Below are 23,666 nucleotides of genomic sequence, written 5' to 3' on the forward strand. Positions count from 1 at the left end.
GCACCGCACCCCCACCCCCCGGTCCCGACCCCGGCCGGGCGGCACAACCCAGCCCCGCCGGCGATTGAGGCGCGGCCACCGGGCCGCACCCGGAAAGGGACCCGCAGCACCCCGGAACGGCAGGCCGCGCCGGAGGCGAAGGGTCAGCGAACGGGGTGGCCCGATTCGCGGAGGGCCGTTTTGACTTCGGAGATGCGCAGGTCGCCGAAGTGGAACACCGACGCCGCGAGCACGGCATCCGCGCCCGCCTCGATCGCCGGGGCGAAATCGGCGAGACGGCCCGCGCCGCCCGAGGCGATCACCGGGACGGTGACGTGCTTGCGCACCGCCGCGATCATCTCGACGTCGTAGCCGTCCTTGGTACCGTCCGCGTCCATCGAGTTGAGCAGGATCTCGCCCGCGCCCAGCTCGGCCGCCCGGTGCGCCCACTCGACCGCGTCGATGCCGGTGCCCTGGCGGCCGCCGTGCGTGGTGACCTCGAAGGTCCCGGCGGCCGTGCGGCGCGCGTCCACGGACAGGACGAGGACCTGCCGGCCGAAGCGCTCCGCGATCTCCTGGATCAGCTCGGGGCGGACGATGGCGGCGGTGTTCACGCCCACCTTGTCCGCTCCGGCCCGCAGCAGCTTGTCGACGTCGTCGGCCGTGCGGACGCCGCCGCCCACCGTGAGCGGGATGAAGACCTGCTCGGCGGTGCGGCGCACCACGTCGTACGTGGTCTCGCGGTTCCCGGAGGACGCGGTGATGTCGAGGAAGGTCAGCTCGTCGGCGCCCTCGGCGTCGTACAGCTTGGCCATCTCCACCGGGTCACCCGCGTCGCGCAGGTTCTGGAAGTTGACGCCCTTGACGACCCGGCCGTTGTCCACGTCCAGGCAGGGGATCACGCGTACGGCGAGGGTCATTCCGCCACCGCCTTGAACGCCTCGACCTCCACCTCGACGACCATGCTGGGGTCGACGAAGCCGGAGACGATGAGCATGGTCGCGGCGGGGCGGACCGCGTCGAAGAGTTCCTTGTGGGCGCGGCCCACCTCTTCGACGTCCCGGGCGTGCGTCAGGTACATGCGGGTGCGCACGACGTCCTCGGGGCCGAGGCCGGCCTGGGCGAGGGCCTTGAAGGCGACGTCGAAGGCGGCGACGGTCTGGTCGTACGGGCCGCCCGCGTCGGCCGCGGTGCAGCCGGAGACCAGGACCAGGCCGTTGGGGAGGGCCACGGCGCGCGAGTAGCCGATGACGTCCTCGTAGGCACCGCCGGAGGAGATGCGGCGTACGCCGGCCGTGGAGTCGGAGGGGTTGCTCATGCGGAGACCACCTTCAGGGCTTCTTCCAGGGTGAAGGCCTTGGCGTACAGGGCCTTGCCGACGATCGCGCCTTCGACGCCGAGCGGGACCAGCTCGGACAGCGCCCGCAGGTCGTCGAGCGAGGAGATGCCGCCGGAGGCGACGACGGGCCGGTCGGTGGCGGCGCAGACGTTCTTCAGCAGCTCCAGGTTGGGGCCGGTCAGCGTGCCGTCCTTGCCGATGTCCGTGACGACGTACCGGGCGCAGCCCTCGGAGTCCAGGCGGGCGAGGGTCTCGTAGAGGTCGCCGCCCTCGCTGGTCCAGCCGCGGCCCTTGAGGGTGGTGCCGCGTACGTCGAGGCCGATCGCGATCCTGTCGCCGTGCTCGGCGATGGCCTTGGCGGCCCACTCGGGGGTCTCCAGGGCGGCGGTGCCCAGGTTGACGCGGGTGCAGCCGGTGGCGAGGGCCGCGGCGAGCGTGGCGTCGTCGCGGATGCCGCCGGAGAGCTCGACCTTGATGTCCATGGCGCGGGTGATCTCGGCGACGAGGGCGCGGTTGTCGCCGGTGCCGAAGGCTGCGTCCAGGTCGACCAGGTGCAGCCATTCGGCGCCGGAGCGCTGCCAGGCGAGGGCGGCGTCCAGCGGGGAGCCGTAGGAGGTCTCGCTGCCGGACACCCCGTGCACGAGGCGGACGGCCTGTCCGTCGCGGACGTCGACCGCGGGCAGGAGTTCGAGCGTGGGTGCGGTCATCACAGGGTCTCGATCCAGTTGGTGAGGAGCTGGGCGCCGGCGTCGCCGGACTTCTCGGGGTGGAACTGCGTGGCCCACAGGGCCCGGTTCTCCACCGCCGCCACGAAACGCTCGCCGTGGGTGGCCCAGGTGACCTTGGGGGCGCGGATCGCCGGGTTGGTGACTTCGAGGCTCCAGTCGTGCGCCGCGTAGGAGTGCACGAAGTAGAAGCGGGCGTCGGCGTCCAGGCCCTTGAAGGCCTGGCTGTCGGCCGGGGCCTCGACGGTGTTCCAGCCCATGTGCGGGACGACGGGGGCCTTGAGCGGGCCGACCGTGCCGGGCCACTCGTCCAGGCCCTCGGTCTCCACGCCGTGCTCGATGCCGCGCTCGAAGAGGATCTGCATGCCGACGCAGATGCCCATGACCGGGCGTCCGCCGGAGAGCCGGCGGCCGATGATCCAGTCACCGCGGGCGTCCTTGAGGCCCTGCATGCAGGCGGAGAAGGCGCCGACGCCGGGGACGAGGAGTCCGTCGGCGTCCATGGCCTTGTCGTAGTCGCGGGTGATCTCGACGTTCGCGCCGACGCGGGCGAGGGCCCGCTCGGCGGAGCGGACGTTTCCGAAGCCGTAGTCGAAGACGACGACGTTCTTGGTGGGGCGGACTGCGCTCATTCCCAAATTCCCTGGATTCGCAGGACTCCGGCGGCCAGACACATCGCGGAGGCCAGAGCGAGCAGAATGATGACCGACTTGGGCATCTTCTGCTTCTGGAAGGAGTAGACGCCCCCGGCCAGGAACAGGCCGAGGACGATCAGGATGGTGTTCAGGCCGTTCACGGCTAGAGGGCGCCCTTCGTGGAGGGCAGGATGCCGGCCGCGCGCGGGTCGAACTCGGCGGCGTAGCGCAGGGCCCGGGCGAGGGCCTTGAACTGGCACTCCACGATGTGGTGGGCGTTGCGGCCGTACGGGACGTGGATGTGCAGGGCGATCTGGGCCTGCGCGACGAAGGACTCGAAGATGTGCCGGGTCATCGTCGTGTCGTACGTGCCGATCATCGGCGCCATGTTCTCGGGCTCGGTGTGCACGAGGTAGGGGCGGCCGGACAGGTCGACGGTCACCTGGGCGAGGGACTCGTCGAGCGGCACGGTGCAGTTGCCGAAGCGGTAGATGCCGACCTTGTCACCGAGGGCCTGCTTGAAGGCGGCGCCCAGCGCGAGGGCGCTGTCCTCGATGGTGTGGTGGCTGTCGATGTGCAGGTCGCCCTCGGTCTTGACGGTGAGGTCGAAGAGGCCGTGGCGGCCGAGCTGGTCGAGCATGTGGTCGTAGAAGCCCACGCCCGTCGAGACGTCGACCTGGCCGGTGCCGTCGAGGTTTATCTCGACGACGACCGAGGTCTCCTTGGTGGTCCGTTCGACCCGTCCGATGCGGCTCATGCGTGCTGCTCCTTCTTCAGTGCGCGAACCGCTTCCAGGAACGCGTCGTTCTCCGCCGGGGTGCCCGCGGTGACCCGCAGCCATCCCGGTACGCCGTTGTCCCGGACCAGGACGCCCTGGTCGAGGATCTTCTGCCAGGCGGTGTGCGAGTCCTCGAACTTCCCGAACTGGATGAAGTTCGCGTCGGAATCGGTGACCTCGAAGCCGATGGCCCGCAGTTCGGCGACCAGGCGGTCGCGCTCGGCCTTGAGCTGCTCGACGTAGCCGAGCAGGGTGTCGGTGTGTTCCAGGGCGGCCAGTGCGGTGGCCTGGGTGACGGCCGACAGGTGGTACGGCAGGCGCACCAGCTGGACGGCGTCGACGACGGCGGGGTGCGCCGCCAGGTAGCCCAGGCGCAGACCGGCCGCGCCGAAGGCCTTGGACATGGTCCGGGAGACCACCATGTTCGGGCGGCCCTCGATGAGGGGCAGCAGCGAGTCCCGGTGGCTGAACTCCACGTACGCCTCGTCCACGATGACCAGGGAGGGCTTGGCCGCCTGGGCGGCCTCGTAGAGGGCGAGGACCGTCTCGGCCTCGACCGCGGTGCCCGTGGGGTTGTTGGGCGAGGTGATGAAGACGACGTCGGGGGCGTTCTCGGTGATCGCCTGCTCGGCCGCCTCCACGTCGATGGTGAAGTCCTCGCGGCGCGGCCCGGAGATCCAGCCGGTGCCGGTGCCGCGGGAGATCAGCGCGTGCATCGAGTAGGAGGGCTCGAAACCGAGCGCGGTGCGGCCGGGTCCGCCGAAGGTCTGCAGCAGCTGCTGGATGACCTCGTTGGAGCCGTTGGCGGCCCAGACGTTCTCCCGCGCGACCGGGTGCCTGCCGGTACGGGTGAGGTAGGCGGCCAGCTCGGTGCGCAGTTCGACCGCGTCCCGGTCGGGGTAGCGGTTGAGGGTGCGGGCGGCCTCGGAGACGCGCTCGGCGATCCGCCGTACGAGCTCCTCGGGCAGCTCGTACGGGTTCTCGTTGGTGTTCAGCTGGACGGGCACGTCGAGCTGCGGGGCGCCGTACGGGGTCTTGCCGCGCAGCTCGTCCCGGATGGGCAGGTCGTCGATGCCGAAGCTCACTGGGTGGGCACCTTCCATCCGAAGCGCGCCTTCAGGGCGGCGCCGTGCGCGGGCAGGTCCTCGGCCTCGGCCAGCGTCACCACGTGGTGGGTGACCTCGGCGAGGGCGTCCCGCGTGTAGTCGACGATGTGGATGCCGCGCAGGAAGGACTGCACGGACAGGCCGGAGGAGTGGCAGGCGCAGCCGCCGGTGGGCAGCACGTGGTTCGAGCCGGCGCAGTAGTCGCCGAGCGAGACCGGGGCCCACGGGCCGACGAAGATCGCGCCGGCGTTGCGGACGCGTGCGGCCCAGGCGGCGGCGTCGGCGGTCTGGATCTCCAGGTGCTCGGCGCCGTACGCGTCGACGATCTTGAGGCCGTCCTCCAGGCTGTCGACCAGCACGATCGCTGACTGCTTGCCGGCGAGGGCGGGCTTGATCCGGTCCTCGACGTGCTTGGTCGCGGCGACCTGCGGCTCCAGCTCCCGCTCGACGGCGTCCGCGAGCTCGGCGGAGTCCGTGACGAGCACGGCGGCGGCCATCGGGTCGTGCTCGGCCTGGCTGATCAGGTCGGCTGCGACGTGCACCGGGTCGGCCGTGGAGTCGGCGAGGACGGCGATCTCGGTCGGGCCGGCCTCGGTGTCGATGCCGATCTTCCCGGTGAAGTAGCGCTTGGCGGCGGCGACCCAGATGTTGCCGGGGCCGGTCACCATGTTGGCGGGAAGGCAGTCCTCGGTCCCGTGGGCGAACATCGCCACGGCCTGCGCACCGCCCACCGCGTACACCTCGTCCACGCCGAGCAGCGCGCACGCGGCGAGGATCGTCGGGTGCGGCAGGCCGCCGAACTCCTTCTGCGGCGGGGACGCGAGCGCGATCGACTCGACGCCCGCCTCCTGGGCCGGTACGACGTTCATGACGACGGAGGACGGGTACACGGAGCGGCCGCCCGGGGCGTACAGCCCCACGCGCTCCACCGGAACCCACTTCTCGGTCACGGTGCCGCCGGGCACCACCTGGGTGGTGTGCTCGGTGCGGCGCTGGTTGCGGTGCACGATCCGGGCGCGCCGGATCGACTCCTCCAGGGCGGCGCGGACGGCCGGGTCCAGCTGTTCCAGGGCGGCCTTGACGGCCTCCGCGGGTACCCGGACCTGCGAGAGCTCGACCCCGTCGAACTTCTGCGCGTACTCGATCAGCGCCGCCGTGCCACGATGATGGACGTCCTCGCAGATGGGCCGCACCTTCTCCAGGGCAGCTTCTACGTCGAACTCGGCACGGGGCAGCAGATCGCGCAGGGCGCCACCCTCGGGGAGGGCGTCACCGCGCAGGTCGATACGAGAGATCACCTCACAATTCTCTCAGACCGCTTCGCGCCACCGTCCGCCCGTATCACTGGCTGATACAGGCCCCGGATGTCACAGGCGCCCGATAGCGTTCCCCTACACGTAGCTGACAGCGGAGGGGGGCCGCCGTGACCGAGGCGCGCACGGACGGGGAACCGGCGGATCTCACCGCTGCCGAACGCCGGATGTGGGACGCGTACCGCACGGGCAGCGTCTGCGATCTCAGCGCCCGCGCCGCCGACCGGGACGATCCGCACGCCGAGCACGTCTGGGGGCCCGAGCGCAGTGTCCGCGCCCGGGTGGTCGCCCGGCTGCTGTTGCACGGTCCGCCGCCGGTGCCGGGCCGGGTGGCCTCCCTGAAGCTGCGCGGGGTGCGGATCAGCGGACGGCTGGAACTGTCCGGTGGCGCGGTGGCCCCGTACGTGGAGTTCCAGTCCTGCCGCTTCGACAGCGAGATCCAGCTGGCCGAGGCCCGTTTCGGCACGCTGCGCCTGATCAACTGCGCGATACCGCGGCTGGAGGCGGCCCGGCTGCACACCGAGGGCGATCTGCACCTGCCGCGCTGCCGGGTGGCGCGCGGGATCCGGCTCACCGACGCGCAGATCGGCACCGACCTGCTGGTCAGCCAGGCCGTGGTGCAGCGGGACAACAAGGGCCGGGCGATCGCCGCGGACGGGATGTCCGTGGCGCAGGACTTACAGGGGGAGCTGCTGGAGACGTACGGGGAGGTGAGCCTGCGCGGCGCCAAGGTCGGCGTGTCGATGAACCTGCGCGGCGCCCGCCTGCGCAACCCGTACGGGCGGTTCGCGCTGAACGCCCCGCAGCTGACCGTCGAGCGGACCCTGTACCTGACCTCCATCGCGCTGGACTACGCGGCGTACGGGGGCTCCTCCACTCCCCCGTACGGGCTGGGGCCGACGCCCACCCGGGGCCGGCGGGCCCAGCACTTCGAGTGCCGGGGCGGGCTGCGGCTGGACGACGGCCGCTTCGGGGACGCCATCGACTTCTACGGGGCGCGGTTCACGCTCACCTCCGAGCAGGAGATCTCCCTGCGCCGGATCCAGACCCCCGAGTTCCGGTTCGTCGGCGAGCGGCCGGAGCAGGGCCGGGTGGTGGTGTCCGGGGCCAAGGTGGTCAAGCTGGTCGACACCTCCACGAGCTGGCCGGGCCCGGGCGGGCTGTCCATCGAGGGGTTCGTCTACGAGAACCTCGCGCCCCGGGGCCATTTCCCGCTCTCCCGCCGCCTGGAGTGGGTGGCGGCGGCCACTCCCGAGTACTCGCCGGAGCCGTACGAGCGGCTGGCCGCCGTACTGCGGGCGAGCGGCGAGGACCAGGACGCCCGCGAGGTGCTGCTGGCCAAGCAGCGGCGGCGCCGGGCCACGCTGCCGCTCGGGCCGAAGGCGTGGGGGTACCTCCAGGACTGGACGGTGGTCTACGGCTACCGGCCGGGCCGGGCCGCGCTGTGGATGGCGGTGCTGTGGGCGGCGGGGGCGCTGCTGTTCTCCCGGCTCCACCCGCCGGCGATCAAGGAGGACGAGCATCCGCAGTGGAGCGCCGCCCTGTACGCGCTGGACCTGCTGCTCCCGGTGATCGACCTCGGCCAGCAGGGCCAGTGGAAGCTGGAGGGCGGCTGGCAGTGGGGGGCGGCGGGCCTGGTCGTCATGGGCTGGATCCTGGCCACGACGGTGGCGGCGGGGGCTTCCCGGCTGCTGCGGCGGGGGTGACGGCGGCGTGGGTCGTCCGGCGGATCGCCGACGTGACGCCGTCCGCCCCTCAAACGCCGGACACCCTCGGTGGCCCGGGCGATTACCCTGTGCGTCGTGACCACCGTTCGCCTGCCCCTCTTCCCGCTGAATTCGGTGCTGTTCCCGGGACTCGTCCTTCCGCTGAACATCTTCGAGGAGCGCTATCGCGCCATGATGCGCGAGCTGCTGAAGACGGGCGAGGACGAGCCGCGCCGTTTCGCGGTCGTCGCGATCCGCGACGGCCGGGAGGTCGCGCCGACCGCGCCCGGCCTGCCGGACCAGACGTCCCTGCCCGAGCGGGGCCCGGCGGCGGGCTTCGGCCCCGACCCGATCCAGGCCTTCCACCGGGTGGGCTGCATCGCCGACGCGGCGACCGTCCGGGAGCGGGAGGACGGCAGCTTCGAGGTCCTGGCGACCGGTACGACGCGGGTCCGGCTGATCTCGGTCGACGCCTCGGGCCCCTTCCTGACGGCGGAGCTGGAGGAGCTCCCGGAGGACGCGGGCGACGGCGCGGGCGTGCTGGCCGAGGGGGTGCTGCGGGCCTTCCGCAACTACCAGAAGCGGCTGGCCGGGGCCCGCGAGCGGTCCCTGACGGGCGCGGAGCTCCCCGACGAGCCGTCGGTGGTCTCCTACCTGGTGGCAGCGGCGGCGGTGCTGGACATCCCGGCGAAGCAGCGGCTGCTCCAGGCCCCGGACACCGCGACCCGGCTGGCGGAGGAGCTGAAGCTGCTGCGCACGGAGACGGCGGTGATCCGCCACCTGCCGTCGCTGCCGGCGGTGGACCTGACCCGTGCCCCGACGAGCCCGAACTGAGCGCACACCGATGGCGAAGAAGTCCAAGCAGGCGGCGGGCACCCCGGCGATCGTCGCCCTGACGGCGGCGGGCGTGCCGTTCACCACGCACGCGTACGAGCACGACCCGGCCCATCCCTCGTACGGGGAGGAGGCGGCGCAGGCGCTCGGCGTCTCGCCCGCCCAGGTCTTCAAGACCCTGGTCGCGGACGTGGACGGCGTCCTGACGGTGGCGGTGGTCCCGGTCTCGGGGTCACTGGACCTGAAGGCCCTGGCGGCGGCGGTCGGCGGCAAGCGTGCGGCGATGGCCGACCCGGCCCTGGCGGAGCGCACCACGGGCTACGTCCTCGGCGGCATCTCCCCACTGGGTCAGCGCAAGCGGCTGCGCACGGTGATCGACACCTCGGCCTCGGCGCACGCCACGATCTGCTGCTCGGCGGGCCGCCGCGGCCTGGAGATCGAACTCTCCCCGTCGGACCTGACGACTCTCACCTCGGCCACCCTGGCCCCGATCGCCCGGCAGAACTAGCCCCGCCGGCGTTTGAGGCGCGGGGTCCGGGGCGGAGCCCCGGGAAACGGAGAAAGGGCGGGGCGGGGCCGGCTCCGCGCAGCGGCGCTCCCGCACCACCCGGCAGGGTCAGGCGCGCGGGGCCTCCGGGGCAGACGGCGCAGCGTCGGCAGGCGGCGGCGCCTGGTAGTACCCCGACCAGCCGAACACGGGCTCGGGATCCGGATCCCGCGGCGTCCACAACGCGGTCAGCCCCAGATGCAGCAGCACGGCGGTCATCGGCCACGCCAACAGCGCCCCGTGCGCGAGCAGCTCCAGCGGCGCGTCGAACGGAACCCCCTTGCCCGCCTGCTTCGCGGCCACGACCAGGTCCGACGACGGCCCCAGCCACAGCCCGAACCGCCACCCCACCAGCGCTCCGAAGACGGACCCGACGGCGAGCCCGATCACCAGCGGCACACCGCCGGCCCGGCGCCACAGGAAGGTGCCGACGGCGCTGAGCACGCCCAGCCCCAGCGACAGCAGGAAGAAGGTGCCGTCGGAGGCGATCCGCGCCTCGCTCTCGCTGTTGTGCAGGAACACGGCCTCCCCGTTGGAGACGTACTGCACCCGCGGGGCCAGCCACAGCCACAGCAGGCCGAGGAGCAGTCCGGCCGCGCCGAGGAGCAGGGCGACGACGGCCCCGTCCCGGACGTCCTCCGGGGTGATCGCCCCGGCGGCGGCTCCCGGCTTCTCGGTCGGGAGCGACGGCGGGTCGAGGGGGGACTGCGGGGTCACGGCTTCGGTCACCCCCACATCGTGCCAGGTGTGTCCGGCAGCGGCGTCGGCGGACCGTGTCAGCGGACGGCCGCGCGGCGGTACGCCCAGGTCGCGACGGTCAGCGAGAGGACCCCGACGGCCCCGCACACGCCCAGGTCGAAGGCGACGGCGGCCCAGTCCGGTTCCGGGGCGAAGGTGCGGGCGAACGCCTCGACGCCGTACGTGGAGGGCAGCAGGTCCCGGGCCCACACGATCACGTCCGGCATCCGCTCCGGCGGCAGCACCCCGAGCAGCAGCGCCGCCGACATGCCGAGCTGCCCCGCGAGGGTGGCCAGCTCCTGCCGCGGTGCCAGCAGTCCCAGCGCCGCGCCGAGCCCGGCCAGCGCGGCCCCGGCCAGCGGTACCACGGCGGCCAGGATCCACAGCCCGCTCATCGGCAGCCCGAACAGCAGGCATCCGAAGACGGCGGTGACCAGGGTCCCCGGCAGCGTGAAGGAGGCGTACGCGGCGGCCGCGCCGAGCACCACCGACGCGGGCGGCACGGGCAGGGTGGCGTAGTGGTCGAGCCCGCCGCCGGCCCGCAGCTGCCCGAAGTACTGGGCGAGCAGGTTCAGGGCGACGAAGGCGACGACGAGCACCGAGGAGCCGGCGACGACGGCGCGGGCCTCCGAGCCCCCGTCGACCACGCCCCGCATCAGGATCATGATCCCGACGGACTGGAAGGTGGCGACGAACAGCAGCGGGATCCGGGCCACCCGGGCCCGGGACAGCTGGGCCCGGTAGACGGCGGCCAGGGAGGGGAAGAACCGCGCGCCCGGCGCCAGCGGCGCGGGCTGCGGTGCCTGTGCACGCCTGTCGGCGGAGCCCACAGGCGCGGCGCCCGCAGCGGGTGACGGCACGGCATCGGGCGTGAGCACGGCCCGGACGGCCCCCGTCGAACGGTCGCTCACGACTTCACCAGCCCTTTCGTCTTGCCGCCGAGGGCCAGGTACACGTCTTCCAGGCTGGGGGTGGCCAGGGTGAAGTCGTCGAGCGCGGCGAAGGCCGGACCCCCGGTGACCGAGGCCACCGCCGCCCGCGCCTCGTCCGGCGCCAGCCGGAGCACCCAGCGGCGCCCGGACTCGACGGCCCGGTCGCGCAGCCGGGCGACCTCCGGGACCTCCAGCGGAGCGCTCTCGCGCCAGACCAGCTCCAGCCGTACCTCGCCCGAGACGGTGGCCTTCAGTCCGGCCGGGGTGTCGCAGGCGATGACCTTGCCCTGGTCGATGACGGCGACCCGGTCCAGGACGGTCTCGGCCTCGATGACGTTGTGGGTGACGAGCAGGACGGTCGTGCCGTGCTGCGCGCGCCGCCGGTCGACGGCGGACCACACGGCCCGCCGGGCGACCGGGTCCATGCCGGTGGTGGGCTCGTCGAGGACCAGTACGGGCCGCTCCCCGACCAGCGCGGTGGCGAAGCAGGCGAGGCGGCGCTGGCCGCCGGAGAGTTTCTTCAGGGGCCGTCCGGCGATCGGGGTCAGCCCGAGCTCCTCCAGTACGGCGTCGCGCGCGGCCCGGGCGGCGCGGACGCCCTGCCCGCGCAGCCGCCCGGTGGTCTCGGCGGCCAGCGCCACCGTGAGCTCGTCCAGGGCGGTGGACTCCTGTCCGAGGTAGGCGAGCAGCCGGGAGGCCCGTTCGGGGTGGCCCACGAGGTCGTGGCCGAGCAGCGTCACCGAGCCGGAGTCCGGCCGCATCAGGCCGGTGAGCTGGCGGACCAGCGTGGACTTGCCGGCGCCGTTGGGGCCGAGCAGGCCGAAGATCTCGCCGCGCCGGACGTCCAGGCAGATCCCGTCGTTGGCGCGGGTCTCGGGCAGGGCGGGAGCCCCGCGGCGGCCGCGTACCGCGGGATAGGTCTTGACCAGGTCACGCACCGCGCAGATGACGTCCGGCGCCGCTCCCGCGGCCGCTGCCGTGCCTTCTTGCGCCTGTGCTGTGCCCGTACTCACGAGGGAGCAGCCTACGGGGTTCCCGGCCCTACTCGGCCGTCGGGGTCAGCGGGGCCGCGAGGTCGGCGGGTGCGGTTCCGGGTGCGGAGGCCGGTACGGCGGCCACGTGTTCGGCGGCGGCACGGACGTCGATCTCCCGCCAGAACCCGGCGCGGATGGCGTACCGGTCGTGCTCGTCGATCTGGTCGTCCTTGTGTGCGAGCAGACCGAACCGTGCCGCGTAGCGCAGCAGTTCGCCGTCGATCCGGTGCGGGATCCGCGGGTACATCGTGGCCAGCTTCTGCAGGTGCACGGTCTCCGGGAGCCGTTCCATCCAGCGCCGGGCGAACACCTGTCCCACCTCGAACGGGTCCCCGCCGACGGTGGTGATGTCCTCCTCGCGGTCCGCCCAGCGCTGTTCGGCGCTGGTGAGCTGGGCGAGGGTGGGCAGGGAGGCGGTCTCGGCGGGCTCGCCCAGCGGTCCGGCCCGGTCGATCCAGCCCTTGTCGGAGGACCAGCGCAGGGCGCTGGCGGGGGCGTGGGCGCCGCTCGGCCCGGTCTGCGGGTGGCTCTGCTGGCCGGTGGCGCGCAGGGCGCCGGCCAGGTCCTTGGGGGTGGGTACCGGCTTGCCCCCGGGGGTGGCGGGCGTCGGTACGGGGGCCCCGTCGCGGTCCTCCGGCCCGGTGGCGGCGGCGCCGTTGCGGGCGGCCTCGGCGAGCGCCGCCTCGGGCAGCGGGGCCGAGAGGATGGCGGCGATGTCGGGGCGCGGTGCGGGCGGCGGGGAGCACAGCCCGGTGAGGTCCTTGGCGCGGACGGCCCGGGTGATCCAGGCCCGGTCCAGGACGCGGCGTTCGTCGGCCTCGGCGACGAGGTCCTCGGACTGGTTGTAGTCCCCGTCGGCGGCCTGGACGGCCCACAGGTGGACGGCGACCCCGTGTTCCTTGGCGGACATCAGGCCGGGCAGCAGGTCTCCGTCGCCGGTGACCAGGACCACGTCGGAGCAGGCCCGGTTGCGGGCGAGTTCGGTGAGCTCGGCGTGCATGGCGGCGTCGACACCCTTCTGCGCCCAGCGGCCGTCGCTGCGGGTCAGGGCGCCGAGCCGGACGGTGACGCGGGGCATGACGCGCAGCCGCCGGTGTTCGGGCTGGGGCACCCGGTCGGGTGCTCCGTCGAACCAGTAGATGCGCAGCAGGGGCTGTTCGGTGTCGGCCTCGGCCCGCTCGCGCAGGCCCTGGATGAGGGCGGCATGGTCGATGGTGATCCGGGAGCGGGAGGGCTCCCCGGCGAGAAGGCTGGCGGCGGCACCCAGCAGGTAGCCGGCGTCCACCAGGACGACGCAGCGGTCCACGCGTTCCACCCTCTTCCCTGGGGGTCCTCTGTGCTTTGCGGCGGTTCCCCGAGTCTGCCCGACCCCAAGGGTGTTGAAGGCCGGAACTCGATCATCGGCGTGGCGGATCTCACGGTCGACGGGGCGAGAGGCATCGGCTACGCGCAGTAATGATCCAAAATGCGCGGTTTCTGGCGTTGTGTGAGTGTGAAGGCGGTCCTGGCCCCTAGACCCTCACGGAGGCTCCACCATGGCCAAGAACAAGAACCAGAAGCAGCCCGCCAAGCAGCAGCCCCGGTCGGGGCAGGATCCGACCAAGGGCACGTCGGAGACCGAGTCGATGCCCTCCTCCTCGGCGCCGAGCCCGATGGACATGGCGCACAAGCGCAAGGAGAAGAAGTTCGGCCACAACTGACGGCCGTACTCGCACGCGGAAGGGCCCGCCCGGTGCCACCGGGCGGGCCCTTCCGCGTGTACCGCCGGGGGCGCTATCCGGCCAGGCAGGACGGGCCGAGCAGCACCTTGAGGTCGCCGAAGAGCGCCGGGTCGGGCTGGACGCGGTGCTTGTCGAGGCGGAGCACGGTGGTGGTGCGGGGCCCCTGGAGCTTGATCCGCACCTCGGTGTTGCCCTTGTGGTGGCGCAGGATCTCGCCCAGACGGGTCACCATGGGCGGCGTGACCTTGACGGTGGGGATGGTGAGGACCACCGGGGCGTTGGTGCCGGCCGAGGAGAGGTCGGGGACCATCATCTCCATGGCGACCAGGCGGGGGACGTCCTCGCGCTTGTCGAGGCGGCCCTTGACGAAGACCACGGTGTCCTCGACCAGCTGGGTGGAGACGAGCTGGTAGGTCGCCGGGAAGAACATGCATTCGATGGAGCCGGCCAGGTCCTCGACGGTGGCGATGGCCCAGGCGTTGCCCTGCTTGGTCATCTTGCGCTGGAGGCCCGAGATGATGCCGCCGATGGTGACGACGGCGCCGTCGGAGTGCTCGCCGCCGGTCAGCTGGGAGATACCGGCGTCCGTCTTGTCGGAGAGCACGTGCTCCAGGCCGAAGAGCGGGTGGTCGGAGACGTAGAGGCCGAGCATCTCGCGCTCCTGGGCGAGCAGGTAGGACTTCTCCCACTCGACGTCGGAGAACTCCACGTCGAGGCCGAAGCCGGGCTCGTCGCTCGCGTTCTCGTCACCCATGCCGCCGAACAGGTCGAACTGTCCCTCGGCCTCCTTGCGCTTGACCGCGACCACGTTGTCGATCATCGACTCGTGGTGCGCGACCAGGCCCTTGCGGGTGTGGCCCATCTCGTCGTAGGCGCCGGCCTTGATCAGCGACTCGACGGTGCGCTTGTTGCAGACGACGGCCTCGACCTTGTCCAGGAAGTCGGGGAAGGAGGAGAACTTCCCCTTGGCCTTCCTCGTCCTGATGATCGACTCGACCACGTTGGTGCCGACGTTGCGCACCGCGGTGAGGCCGAAGAGGATCACGTCGTCGCCCTGGGCCGCGAAGTTCGGCTCGGACTCGTTCACGTTCGGCGGCAGGACCTTGATGCCCATCCGGCGGCACTCGTTCAGGTAGATCGCGGACTTGTCCTTGTCGTCCTTGACCGAGGTGAGCAGGCCGGCCATGTACTCGGCCGGGAAGTTCGCCTTGAGGTACGCGGTCCAGTACGAGACCAGGCCGTACGCGGCCGAGTGGGCCTTGTTGAAGGCGTAGCCGGCGAAGGGGACCAGGACGTCCCACAGGGCCTTGATCGCCGCGTCGCTGAAGCCCTTGCCCCTGGCGCCCTCCTCGAAGATGACGAAGTTCTTCGCCAGCTCCTCGGGCTTCTTCTTGCCCATCACGCGGCGCAGGATGTCGGCCTCGCCGAGCGAGTACCCGGCGATGATCTGGGCGGCCTTCTGCACCTGCTCCTGGTACACGATCAGGCCGTAGGTGACCGCGAGCACCTCTTCGAGGGGCCCCTCCAGCTCCGGGTGGATCGGGGTGATCTCCTGCTGCTTGTTCTTGCGCAGGGCGTAGTTCGTGTGCGAGTTCATGCCCATCGGGCCCGGCCGGTACAGGGCCGAGACGGCGGAGATGTCCTCGAAGTTGTCGGGCTTCATCAGGCGCAGCAGGGAGCGCATGGGCCCGCCGTCGAACTGGAAGACGCCGAGGGTGTCACCGCGGCCGAGCAGTTCGAAGGTCTTGGGGTCGTCGAGCGGGAGGGCCAGGAGATCGATGTCGATCCCCTTGTTGGCCTTCACCATCTTGACGGCGTCGTCCATGATCGTGAGGTTGCGCAGGCCGAGGAAGTCCATCTTCAGCAGGCCGAGCGACTCGCAGCTCGGGTAGTCCCACTGGGTGATGGTGACGCCGTCGGTGTGCCGCACCCAGACGGGTACGTGGTCGGTGATGGTCTCGCTGGACATGATCACGCCGGCGGCGTGCACGCCCATCTGGCGGACCAGGCCCTCCACACCGCGGGCGGTGTCGATGACCTTCTTCACGTCGGGCTCGTTCTCGTACATCCCGCGGATCTCGCCGGCCTCGCCGTAGCGGGGGTGCTGCGGGTCGAGGATGCCGGAGAGCGGGATGCCCTTGCCGAGGACGTCGGCGGGCATGGCCTTGGTGAGCCGGTCGCCCATGGCGTACGGGTAGCCCAGGACGCGCGCCGAGTCCTTGATCGCGTTCTTGGCCTTGATGGTGCCGTAGGTGCCGATCATGGCGACCTTGTCGGCGCCGTACTTCTCGGTCACGTACCGGATCACCTCGACGCGCCGGCGCTCGTCGAAGTCGATGTCGACATCGGGCATGGAGACGCGCTCGGGGTTCAGGAAGCGCTCGAAGATCAGGCCGTGCGTGAGCGGGTCGAGGTCGGTGATGCCCATGGCGTAGGCGACGATCGAACCGGCCGCGGAGCCTCGGCCCGGGCCCACCGCGATGCCCTGGTTCTTGGCCCACATGATGAAGTCGGCGACCACGAGGAAGTAGCCCGGGAAGCCCATCGAGATGATCGTGTCCATCTCGTACTCGGCCTGCTGCATCCGGTCCTCCGGAATGCCTCCGGGGTAGCGGCGGTGCATGCCGCGCATGGTCTCCTCGCGGAACCAGCTGACCTCGGTGTGGCCGTCCGGGATGTCGAACTTCGGCATCAGGTTCCGGAACTTGAACATGCCCTCGGTGTCGATCTGGTCGGCGACGAGCCGCGTGTTGGCGCAGCCCTCCTGCCAGGCGTCCGAGGAGTCGATCGCGTACATCTCGTCGGTCGACTTCAGGTAGTAGCCGGTGCCGTCGAAGCGGAAGCGGTCCGGGTCCGAGAGGTTCTTGCCGGTCTGGATGCAGAGCAGGGCGTCGTGGGCGCCGGCCTCGCTCGCGTACGTGTAGTGGGAGTCGTTCGTCACCAGCGGCGGGATGCCGAGCTTCTTGCCGATCTCCAGCAGCCCGTCGCGGACCCGGCGCTCGATCTCGATGCCGTGGTCCATCAGCTCCAGGAAGTAGCGCCCCTCGCCGAAGATGTCCTTGTAGTCGGAGGCGGCCTGCACGGCCTCGTCGAACTGGCCGAGCCGCAGCCTGGTCTGCACCTCGCCGGACGGGCAGCCGGTGGAGGCGATCAGGCCCTCGGACCACTTGGAGATGGTCTCCTTGTCCATCCGCGGCCACTTCGTGAGCCAGCCCTCGGCGTACGCGTCGGAGGACAGCCGGAAGATGTTGTGCAGACCGGTGGCGTTCGACGCCCAGATCGTCTTGTGGGTGTAACCGCCGGAACCGGAGACGTCGTCGCGCTTCTGGTGCGGCTGGCCCCACTGGATGCGCCGCTTGTTGCGCCGGGACTCGGGGGCGACGTACGCCTCGATGCCGATGATCGGCGTGATGCCGGCCTTCTGCGCGGTGTGGAAGAAGTCGTACGCCCCGTGCAGATTGCCGTGGTCGGACATGGCGATGTGCGTCATGCCCATCTCGTTGCACGCGTTGAACATGTCCTTCAGCCGCGCGGCACCGTCCAGCAGCGAGTACTGGGTGTGGACGTGCAGGTGCGTGAACGGCGGCTTTGTCACGGCGCGGGTCCTCCGGGGGCGGGGGGTGAGGGGGCAGCTTCGAATCCTACGTCGGCCGGGTGACAGATCACGGGCACTGACCGGTACGGTCGGGCGTTGCAGAACCAGGAGGGCCGATCCGGCGTCCAGTCGGTCGGAACCTGAAACAGCCCGTGCACCAGGAGGAACCCGCCATGGCGGTCCCCGAGACGACCGACGAGCAGCGCGCCGAGCAGATCCTCGACGTGTTCGACACCGCGTTCGGTGAGCTGCTCGCCGCCGACCCCGCTGCCTTCCAGGTCAAATTCCGCAAGATGGCGGCTTCGGCCTTCGCCTTCTACCGGGGTACCGCCTGCCTCTTCTACTCCGACCTGGAGCGGGACCGGCACGGCGGGCCGTTCCTGGACGAGCGGACGGGCCGGGTGTGGATCCACGGCGACCTGCACGCCGAGAACTTCGGCACGTACATGGACTCCAACGGTCGGCTGATCTTCAACGTCAACGACTTCGACGAGGCCTACGTCGGCCCCTTCACCTGGGACCTGAAGCGGTTCGCCGCCTCCGTCGCCCTGATCGGCTACACCAAGGCGCTCAGCGACGACCAGATAAGCGAGCTCGTGCGGATCTACGCCGGTGCCTACCGGGAGCGGATCCACCGGCTGGCCGCGGGCGCCAAGAACGAGGAGGTGCCCTCCTTCACCCTGGACACCGCGGAGGGCCCGCTGCTGGACGCGCTGCGCTCGGCCCGTTCCCGGACCCGCTTCTCCCTGCTGGACTCCATGACGGAGATACGCGACTACGAGCGCCGCTTCACCTCCGGCGGGGGCTCCATCGAGCTGGACGCCGCCACCCGGTACAAGGTGCTGGCCGCCTTCGACGGGTACCTGGAGACCCTCCCCGACGAGTCCCTCGTGCGCCCGGACTCCTACCGGGTCAAGGACGTGGTGGGGCGCCGGGGCGTCGGCATCGGCTCCGCGGGCCTGCCCTCCTACAACATCCTGCTGGAGGGGCACAGCGACGCGCTGGAGAACGACGTCGTGATCTACCTCAAGCAGGCGCAGACCCCGGCGGCCTCCCGGCACATCACGGACCGGGCGGTGCGGGAGTACTTCCAGCACGAGGGGCACCGCACGGTCATCTCGCAGCGCGCCCTGCAGGCGCACGCCGACCCGTGGCTGGGCTGGACGGAGCTGGACGGGGCCGGGCAGCTGGTGGCGGAGGTCTCCCCGTACGCGGTGGACCTGGACTGGTCGGACCTGGACGACCCGGAGGAGATCGCGGCCGTCGTCGCCGACCTCGGCCGGGCGACCGCGACCATGCACGCGTCGGCCGACGAGGCCGAGAGCGGTCAGTCCCTGGTGCCCTTCTCCACCGAGCGGGCCATCGACGCGGCGATCGCCGCCGACGAGGAGGGCTTCGCGGAGCTGCTCGTGGACTTCGCCCACGCGTACGGGGCCCGGGCGCGCGCCGACCACCAGATCTTCGTGGACCTCTTCCGTAACGGGCGTCTCACTCCCTGAACGCCTGTTCCACAGGAACGCATGGCACACTCGCGAGGATGGACATTTCCGGGACGGGACTCAGGGGACTGCGGGCCGCGCTGTTCAGCGCGCTCGTCGTACTGCTCTCCTCGGGCTCGCACGTCCTGATGTCCCAGGTCCCGCTGCCGCGCACGCTGGTGGCCGGGGCCTTCGCGGGTGTGTTCGCGATCGCCTACGCCCTCGCGGGCCGCGAACGGGGCTTCGGCCCCATCGCCGGGCTGCTCGTACCGCTGGAGCTGGCCGCCGACACGGTCTTCACCACCGGCCAGCACCTCTGCTACGGCCCGGCCGGCGGACCCGTCGCGGGCCCGCTGCGCGCCATGGGCCTGGACGCCCTGTGCGGCGGCACGCCGGTGGGCGGGCCGCTGACCGAGGTGACCGGCCCGGCCGACGCGGCCGCGCTGCTGTCCTCGCCGGGGCCGTACACGCCCTGGCTGCTGCTCGGCGCCCATGTCTCGGTCGGACTGCTGGCCGCCGCCTGGCTGCGCCACGGTGAGCGGGCCCTGGGCCGGCTGCTGCGGGCGGTGGCCGCCTTCGCGTTCCGGCCGCTGCTGCTGGCGGCGGCTTCGGTCGCGGTGGCCTGCGGGCCGGCGCGGGCGCTGCCGCGGTCGCTCCGCTCGGCCGCCGGGGCGCGCACCCGCTTCCCGGCACACTCCGTGGGACGGCGGGGACCCCCCGTGCTCGGCGCGCTCGCCCGCGCCTGACGCACGTACGGCAGTCCCTTCCACACGTCACACCCCACGGAGATCATGATGAGTTCACGCAACAGCCACGCGAACAAGGCAGCGGCCCGCGAGCGTCTGCGCGCCGAGCGCGAGGCCCAGGCCAAGAAGGACAAGGTGCGCCGCCAGGTGATCGTGGCGGGCGGGGTCGTGGCCGCGCTCGCCGTGATCGGCGGCATCGCCTACGGGGTCATGCAGGCCAACCAGCCCGGCCACTGGGAGAAGGCTGCCAAGGCCGAGCTGGTCAAGCCGAAGAACAGCGAGGGCGAGGACGGCACCACGGTCGTCATCGGCAAGCCCGACGCCAAGAAGACCCTGGAGCTGTACGAGGACTCGCGCTGCCCGGCCTGCGCCGCCTTCGAGCAGGCGGCCGGCGAGCAGGTCAAGAAGGACGTGGACGCGGGCAAGTACAAGCTCCAGTACATCGGCGCCACCTTCATCGACAACGCCGTCAAGGGCGAGGGCTCGAAGAACGCGCTGAGCGCCCTGGGCGCGGCGCTGAACGTCAGCCCGCAGGCCTTCCTCGACTACAAGGCCGCGCTGTACTCCAAGGACCTGCACCCCGAGGAGAGCGTCGACAGCTTCGCCAAGGACGACTACCTGCTGAAGGTCGCGGACACGGTCCCGGCGCTCAAGGGCAACGCCGAGTTCAAGAAGGCCGTCGAGGACGGTACGTACGACCGGTGGGCGCTGGAGATGTCGAAGTCCTTCGACAAGTCCGGGGTGAAGGGCACGCCGACCCTGAAGATGGACGGCAAGAAGATCGAGACTCCGCAGACGGCGGAGCTGTTCACGGCGGCGATCGACAAGGCCCTGCAGGGCTGATCCCGGGGCAATCCGGAAATCACCGTCCGGATGGGCCGCCTCGAAGGGCGGGCGAACTCCCAGAGTTCGCCCGCCCTTTGCATTCCCGCACCTGGCCCGGCTGGTGTACCCGTCGGTAATGTGATCATCCGTGACCAGTCAACTCACCTCTTCCCAGTCCGCGGCAACTCCCCGCCGCCGCACGGTCGTTCTGGCCGCCGCGGCCACCGCCGCACTGGCCCCCCTCACCTCACTGGGCGCCTCGGCCGCCCACGCGGCGGGCACCGCGCCCGCCTTCCTCCACGGCGTCGCATCGGGCGACCCGCTGCCCGACGGCGTCCTGCTGTGGACCCGCGTCACCCCGACCCCCGAGGCCGTCCCCGGCTCCGGAATAGGCCCGGCCACCCAGGTGAGCTGGGAAGTGGCGGCCGACAAGGGCTTCTCCCGCATCGTCGGCTCCGGCACCGTCACCGCGAGCGCCGCCACCGACCACACGGTCAAGGTGGACGTACGCGGACTCCAGCCGCAGACGCCGTACTGGTACCGGTTCACCGCCGGCGGCACCTCCTCCCCCGTCGGGCGCACCCTGACCACCCCGGCTCACGAGGCGACGACCGAGGGGGTCCGCTTCGGCGTGGTCTCCTGCGCGAATTGGGAGTCCGGCTACTTCTCCGCCTACCGCCACCTGGCGGCCCGCACGGATCTGCACGCGATCCTGCACCTGGGCGACTACATCTACGAGTACCAGTCCGGGGGATACCCGGAGGCGAAGTACGTCGTACGCCCGCACGAGCCGAAGCACGAGATCGTCTCGCTCGCCGACTACCGCACGCGCCACGGCAAGTACAAGACGGATGCCGACCTCCAGGCCCTGCACCACGCCCACCCGGTCATCGCCATCTGGGACGACCACGAGTTCGCCAACGACAGCTGGGCCGGCGGCGCCGAGAACCACACCCCGGGGGTCGAGGGCGAGTGGGCGGCCCGCGCCGCCGCCGCCAAGCAGGCGTACTTCGAGTGGATGCCCGTACGCGCCTCCATCGCGGGCACCGTCTACCGACGGCTGCGCTTCGGCACCCTCGCCGACCTGCACCTGCTGGACCTGCGTTCCTTCCGCTCGCAGCAGACCAAGGTCGGCAGCGGCTCGGTGGACGACCCGGAGCGCACCATCACCGGGCGCGCCCAGCTGGACTGGCTCAAGTCGGGCCTCGCGGGCTCGGAGGCGACCTGGAAGCTGGTCGGCACCTCGGTGATGATCTCGCCGGTGGCCTTCGGCTCGCTTCCCGCGCACCTGCTGAAGCCGCTGACCAAGCTGCTCGGCCTGCCCGAGGGCGGCCTCGCGATCAACGTGGACCAGTGGGACGGCTACACGGACGACCGCAAGGAGCTGCTGGGCCACCTGAAGGACCGGGGCGTCAAGAACACCGTGTTCCTGACCGGTGACATCCACATGGCCTGGGCGAACGAGGTCCCGATGAACATGGCCACGTACCCGGGCTCGGGCACGGCGGCGACCGAGTTCGTGGTCACCTCGGTGACCTCCGACAACCTCGACGACATGCTGCACGTCCTGCCGGACACCCTCTCGCTGGTCGCCGAGTCGGCCATCAAGGCCGCCAACTGGCACGTGAAGTGGCTCGACATGGACGCGCACGGCTACGGCGTGCTGGACGTGACGGCGGAGCGCTCGCAGATGGACTACTACGTGGTGTCCGACAAGCGGCAGCCGGGCGCCACCTCCGCCTGGAGCCGGTCGTACCGGACGCTGAACGGGACCCAGAAAGTCGATCGGGTGTACCAGCCGGTGCGCTGATCGACCGTCAATTCTTCTGCAACATGGGGCGTCTGGTACATACCAGGCGCCCCATGTGCGTCAGAAGCAACAAATCTTTTACGTAAGCCACTTGACCTGAATATGTCATGCACACATAAGCTTCGCGCCAGCTGAAGAAGATCTTCAGGCCACCACCCCCCACCCACCCCCCACCACCCCCCACGCGAGGAGCACACGTGCGCGCCGTTGCCCGCATATCCCCCCTTCTCCGCCGCCGCCTGATGGGCACGGCGGTTCTGGCCGGAACCCTGGCCTTCACCCCGCTCGCGGCCCCCACCACGCTCGCGGCCTCCAAGTCCGCCGAGGTCTGCGCCGACCAGCCCGCCGCCTCCGGCGCCGCCAACGCCCGCGTCGCCCGCGCCCACGACGAGCACGCGGACGAGCCCAACGCGATCAGCGACGCGCAGGCGAAGGCCATGGACGCCGACCTCAAGGCGAAGCTGGACAAGGCCCTCAAGAACCAGCCGCAGCGCAGCCTGGCGGCCGCCGAGGCCGTCGTGAACATCCCCGTGTACTTCCACGTCGTGCACTCCGGCACCACCGGGAAGCTGACGGCCACGGACGTCGGCAAGCAGCTCGCGGTCCTCAACGCCGCCTACGGCGGCCAGGGCACCGGCAACGTCAACACGAACTTCCAGTTCACCCTGGCGGCCACCGACTACACGGACAACGCCGCCTGGTACAACCTGGCTTCCGGCTCCCAGGCCGAGAAGGACATGAAGAACACCCTGCGCAAGGGCGGCCCGGGCGCGCTCAACCTGTACACCGCCAACCTCTCCGGCGGCCTGCTCGGCTGGGCGACCTTCCCGACGTCCTACGCCTCCAGCCCGAAGATGGACGGCGTGGTCGTGCTCGACAGCTCGCTGCCGGGCGGCTCCTCGGCCAACTACAACGAGGGTGACACCGCCACCCACGAGGTCGGCCACTGGCTGGGGCTCTACCACACCTTCCAGGGCGGCTGCAGCGGCAACGGCGACTACGTCTCCGACACCCCGGCCGAGAAGAGCGCCGCGTACGAGTGCCCGACCGGGCGCGACAGCTGCGCGAGCAAGCCGGGCGTGGACCCGATCCGCAACTTCATGGACTACACGTACGACTCCTGCATGTACCAGTTCACCGCCGGCCAGGTCGCTCGCATGTCGAGCAGCTGGACCGCGTACCGCGCGGGCTGACCTCCCGACGACAAGGGCCCGGTCCGGCATCCGCCGGGCCGGGCCCTTCCGTCTTCGCGCCTACAGGCTGTCGAGGAAGCCGATGGCGACCTTCCAGAGCTGCTCGGCGGCCTCGGCGTCGTAGTCGTCCAGCTCCGGGTCGGTGAACAGGTGCCCGGCACCGGGGTAGCTGTGGACCTCCACATCGGCCCCGGCCCGCTGCATCCGCAGGTACCAGGCCGTCAGCCAGTCGTGCGGCTCGAAGGGATCCGGGTCCGCGATGTGCAACTGCACGGGCAGCTCGTCCACCGAGGCGCCGTCCTCCAGGTCCGCGGTCCCGTGCAGGAGCAGCAGCCCGCGCGCCTTCTCGTCGGCCATCGCCAGGTGCTGGGCGAGCGAACCCCCGAAGGAGAAGCCCGCGTAGACCAGTCCCCGGTCCGAGTAGGGGGCGGAGGCCAGCACCGCGCGCTTCAGCAGTTCGTCACGGCCGATCTCGTCCTGGTGGGCCATGCCCTCCTCGACGGTCCCGAAGGTGCGTCCCTCGAAGAGATCCGGCACCTGGACCTGGTGCCCGGCCGCGCGCAGCCGGTCGGCCGCCGCGTGCACCGCGGGCCGCAGCCCGTACGTCGAATGGAAAAGCATGATGTTCATGC

23 protein-coding genes are annotated in these 23,666 nt (G+C 71.4%); 9 read left to right on the plus strand and 14 right to left on the minus strand.

Annotated elements, in window-relative coordinates; genetic code table 11:
• Window positions 1-143: 143 nt before the first annotated feature.
• Genes hisF through hisD form a run of 8 tightly spaced genes read right to left on the minus strand, consistent with a single transcriptional unit; the run spans window position 144 to window position 5,860 of the window.
• The gene (hisF, locus tag JYK04_RS13535) at window positions 144-899 is read right to left on the minus strand and encodes an imidazole glycerol phosphate synthase subunit HisF (protein WP_189736152.1); all 756 of its coding nucleotides are present in this window, start codon (window positions 897-899) and stop codon (window positions 144-146) included.
• On the minus strand, window positions 896-1,297 hold the full coding sequence (locus tag JYK04_RS13540; protein ID WP_189736154.1) for a RidA family protein: 402 nt from the start codon (window positions 1,295-1,297) through the stop codon (window positions 896-898). Before JYK04_RS13540 ends, hisF begins: the two co-directional genes overlap by 4 nt.
• Window positions 1,294-2,025, minus strand: a complete 732-nt coding sequence (priA, locus tag JYK04_RS13545) for a bifunctional 1-(5-phosphoribosyl)-5-((5-phosphoribosylamino)methylideneamino)imidazole-4-carboxamide isomerase/phosphoribosylanthranilate isomerase PriA (protein ID WP_189736156.1) — start codon at window positions 2,023-2,025, stop codon at window positions 1,294-1,296. Before priA ends, JYK04_RS13540 begins: the two co-directional genes overlap by 4 nt.
• Window positions 2,025-2,675, minus strand: coding sequence for an imidazole glycerol phosphate synthase subunit HisH (gene hisH, locus JYK04_RS13550; protein ID WP_189736158.1), 651 nt, complete (start codon window positions 2,673-2,675; stop codon window positions 2,025-2,027). Before hisH ends, priA begins: the two co-directional genes overlap by 1 nt.
• On the minus strand, window positions 2,672-2,839 hold the full coding sequence (locus tag JYK04_RS13555) for a hypothetical protein (protein ID WP_030009964.1): 168 nt from the start codon (window positions 2,837-2,839) through the stop codon (window positions 2,672-2,674). Before JYK04_RS13555 ends, hisH begins: the two co-directional genes overlap by 4 nt.
• 2 nt (window positions 2,840-2,841) lie before the next feature.
• Entirely contained in the window at window positions 2,842-3,435 is a 594-nt protein-coding gene (gene hisB / locus JYK04_RS13560; protein WP_030009963.1) for an imidazoleglycerol-phosphate dehydratase HisB, read from the minus strand.
• Window positions 3,432-4,541, minus strand: a complete 1,110-nt coding sequence (locus JYK04_RS13565) for a histidinol-phosphate transaminase (RefSeq protein WP_229875151.1) — start codon at window positions 4,539-4,541, stop codon at window positions 3,432-3,434. The genes hisB and JYK04_RS13565 overlap by 4 nt, the downstream gene beginning before the upstream one ends.
• Window positions 4,538-5,860, minus strand: coding sequence for a histidinol dehydrogenase (gene hisD, locus JYK04_RS13570; RefSeq protein WP_189736162.1), 1,323 nt, complete (start codon window positions 5,858-5,860; stop codon window positions 4,538-4,540). The genes JYK04_RS13565 and hisD overlap by 4 nt, the downstream gene beginning before the upstream one ends.
• A 125-nt stretch (window positions 5,861-5,985) precedes the next feature.
• On the opposite strand from hisD, the gene JYK04_RS13575 reads away from it, so the two are divergent.
• From JYK04_RS13575 to ybaK, 3 genes are all read left to right on the plus strand, one after another.
• Window positions 5,986-7,581 (plus strand): oxidoreductase, encoded by a 1,596-nt coding sequence (locus JYK04_RS13575; RefSeq protein WP_373297407.1) that lies wholly within the window; start codon window positions 5,986-5,988, stop codon window positions 7,579-7,581.
• 96 nt (window positions 7,582-7,677) lie between these two features.
• Complete coding sequence (locus JYK04_RS13580) at window positions 7,678-8,415, plus strand: LON peptidase substrate-binding domain-containing protein (RefSeq protein ID WP_189736164.1); 738 nt, start codon at window positions 7,678-7,680, stop codon at window positions 8,413-8,415.
• 10 nt (window positions 8,416-8,425) lie between these two features.
• A complete protein-coding gene (ybaK, locus tag JYK04_RS13585; protein ID WP_189736166.1) occupies window positions 8,426-8,923 on the plus strand; it encodes a Cys-tRNA(Pro) deacylase in 498 nt (165 codons plus the stop codon).
• Between the two features lie 108 nt (window positions 8,924-9,031).
• Here ybaK and JYK04_RS13590 read toward each other — a convergent pair whose 3' ends face one another.
• The 4 genes from JYK04_RS13590 to JYK04_RS13605 form a co-directional block, all read right to left on the minus strand.
• Window positions 9,032-9,691: a hypothetical protein gene (locus JYK04_RS13590; RefSeq protein WP_229875152.1), complete on the minus strand. Its 660-nt coding sequence runs from the start codon at window positions 9,689-9,691 to the stop codon at window positions 9,032-9,034.
• Between the two features lie 47 nt (window positions 9,692-9,738).
• The gene (locus JYK04_RS13595) at window positions 9,739-10,530 is read right to left on the minus strand and encodes an ABC transporter permease (protein WP_229875185.1); all 792 of its coding nucleotides are present in this window, start codon (window positions 10,528-10,530) and stop codon (window positions 9,739-9,741) included.
• A 77-nt stretch (window positions 10,531-10,607) separates the two neighbouring features.
• Window positions 10,608-11,645 carry an ABC transporter ATP-binding protein gene (locus JYK04_RS13600; RefSeq protein ID WP_189736170.1) on the minus strand — a complete coding sequence of 346 codons (1,038 nt, stop codon included), beginning with the start codon at window positions 11,643-11,645 and terminating at the stop codon, window positions 10,608-10,610.
• 28 nt (window positions 11,646-11,673) lie between these two features.
• Entirely contained in the window at window positions 11,674-12,981 is a 1,308-nt protein-coding gene (locus JYK04_RS13605) for an NYN domain-containing protein (RefSeq protein ID WP_229875153.1), read from the minus strand.
• 220 nt (window positions 12,982-13,201) lie between these two features.
• On the opposite strand from JYK04_RS13605, the gene JYK04_RS13610 reads away from it, so the two are divergent.
• The gene (locus JYK04_RS13610; protein ID WP_189736171.1) at window positions 13,202-13,366 is read left to right on the plus strand and encodes a hypothetical protein; all 165 of its coding nucleotides are present in this window, start codon (window positions 13,202-13,204) and stop codon (window positions 13,364-13,366) included.
• 73 nt (window positions 13,367-13,439) lie between these two features.
• Here JYK04_RS13610 and dnaE read toward each other — a convergent pair whose 3' ends face one another.
• On the minus strand, window positions 13,440-16,982 hold the full coding sequence (gene dnaE, locus JYK04_RS13615; protein ID WP_189736174.1) for a DNA polymerase III subunit alpha: 3,543 nt from the start codon (window positions 16,980-16,982) through the stop codon (window positions 13,440-13,442).
• A gap of 173 nt (window positions 16,983-17,155) precedes the next feature.
• Here dnaE and JYK04_RS13620 point away from each other — a divergent pair, with 173 nt between their 5' ends.
• The 5 genes from JYK04_RS13620 to JYK04_RS13640 all read left to right on the plus strand — a co-directional run bounded on the left by JYK04_RS13620 (window position 17,156) and on the right by JYK04_RS13640 (window position 23,034).
• Window positions 17,156-18,481, plus strand: a complete 1,326-nt coding sequence (locus JYK04_RS13620) for a DUF2252 domain-containing protein (RefSeq protein ID WP_189736176.1) — start codon at window positions 17,156-17,158, stop codon at window positions 18,479-18,481.
• Between the two features lie 38 nt (window positions 18,482-18,519).
• Window positions 18,520-19,206, plus strand: a complete 687-nt coding sequence (locus JYK04_RS13625; protein ID WP_189736178.1) for a hypothetical protein — start codon at window positions 18,520-18,522, stop codon at window positions 19,204-19,206.
• A gap of 48 nt (window positions 19,207-19,254) precedes the next feature.
• The gene (locus tag JYK04_RS13630; RefSeq protein WP_189736180.1) at window positions 19,255-20,049 is read left to right on the plus strand and encodes a DsbA family protein; all 795 of its coding nucleotides are present in this window, start codon (window positions 19,255-19,257) and stop codon (window positions 20,047-20,049) included.
• 130 nt (window positions 20,050-20,179) lie between these two features.
• Window positions 20,180-21,841 (plus strand): alkaline phosphatase D family protein, encoded by a 1,662-nt coding sequence (locus JYK04_RS13635; RefSeq protein WP_189736182.1) that lies wholly within the window; start codon window positions 20,180-20,182, stop codon window positions 21,839-21,841.
• A 242-nt stretch (window positions 21,842-22,083) separates the two neighbouring features.
• Window positions 22,084-23,034, plus strand: coding sequence for a zinc metalloprotease (locus JYK04_RS13640; protein WP_189736609.1), 951 nt, complete (start codon window positions 22,084-22,086; stop codon window positions 23,032-23,034).
• Window positions 23,035-23,094: 60 nt separating this feature from the next.
• Here the strand turns inward: JYK04_RS13640 and JYK04_RS13645 are convergent, their stop codons facing one another.
• Complete coding sequence (locus tag JYK04_RS13645) at window positions 23,095-23,664, minus strand: dienelactone hydrolase family protein (protein ID WP_189736184.1); 570 nt, start codon at window positions 23,662-23,664, stop codon at window positions 23,095-23,097.
• Window positions 23,665-23,666 lie beyond the last annotated feature (2 nt).

Source organism: Streptomyces nojiriensis, assembly GCF_017639205.1.
GTDB lineage: Bacteria > Actinomycetota > Actinomycetes > Streptomycetales > Streptomycetaceae > Streptomyces > Streptomyces nojiriensis.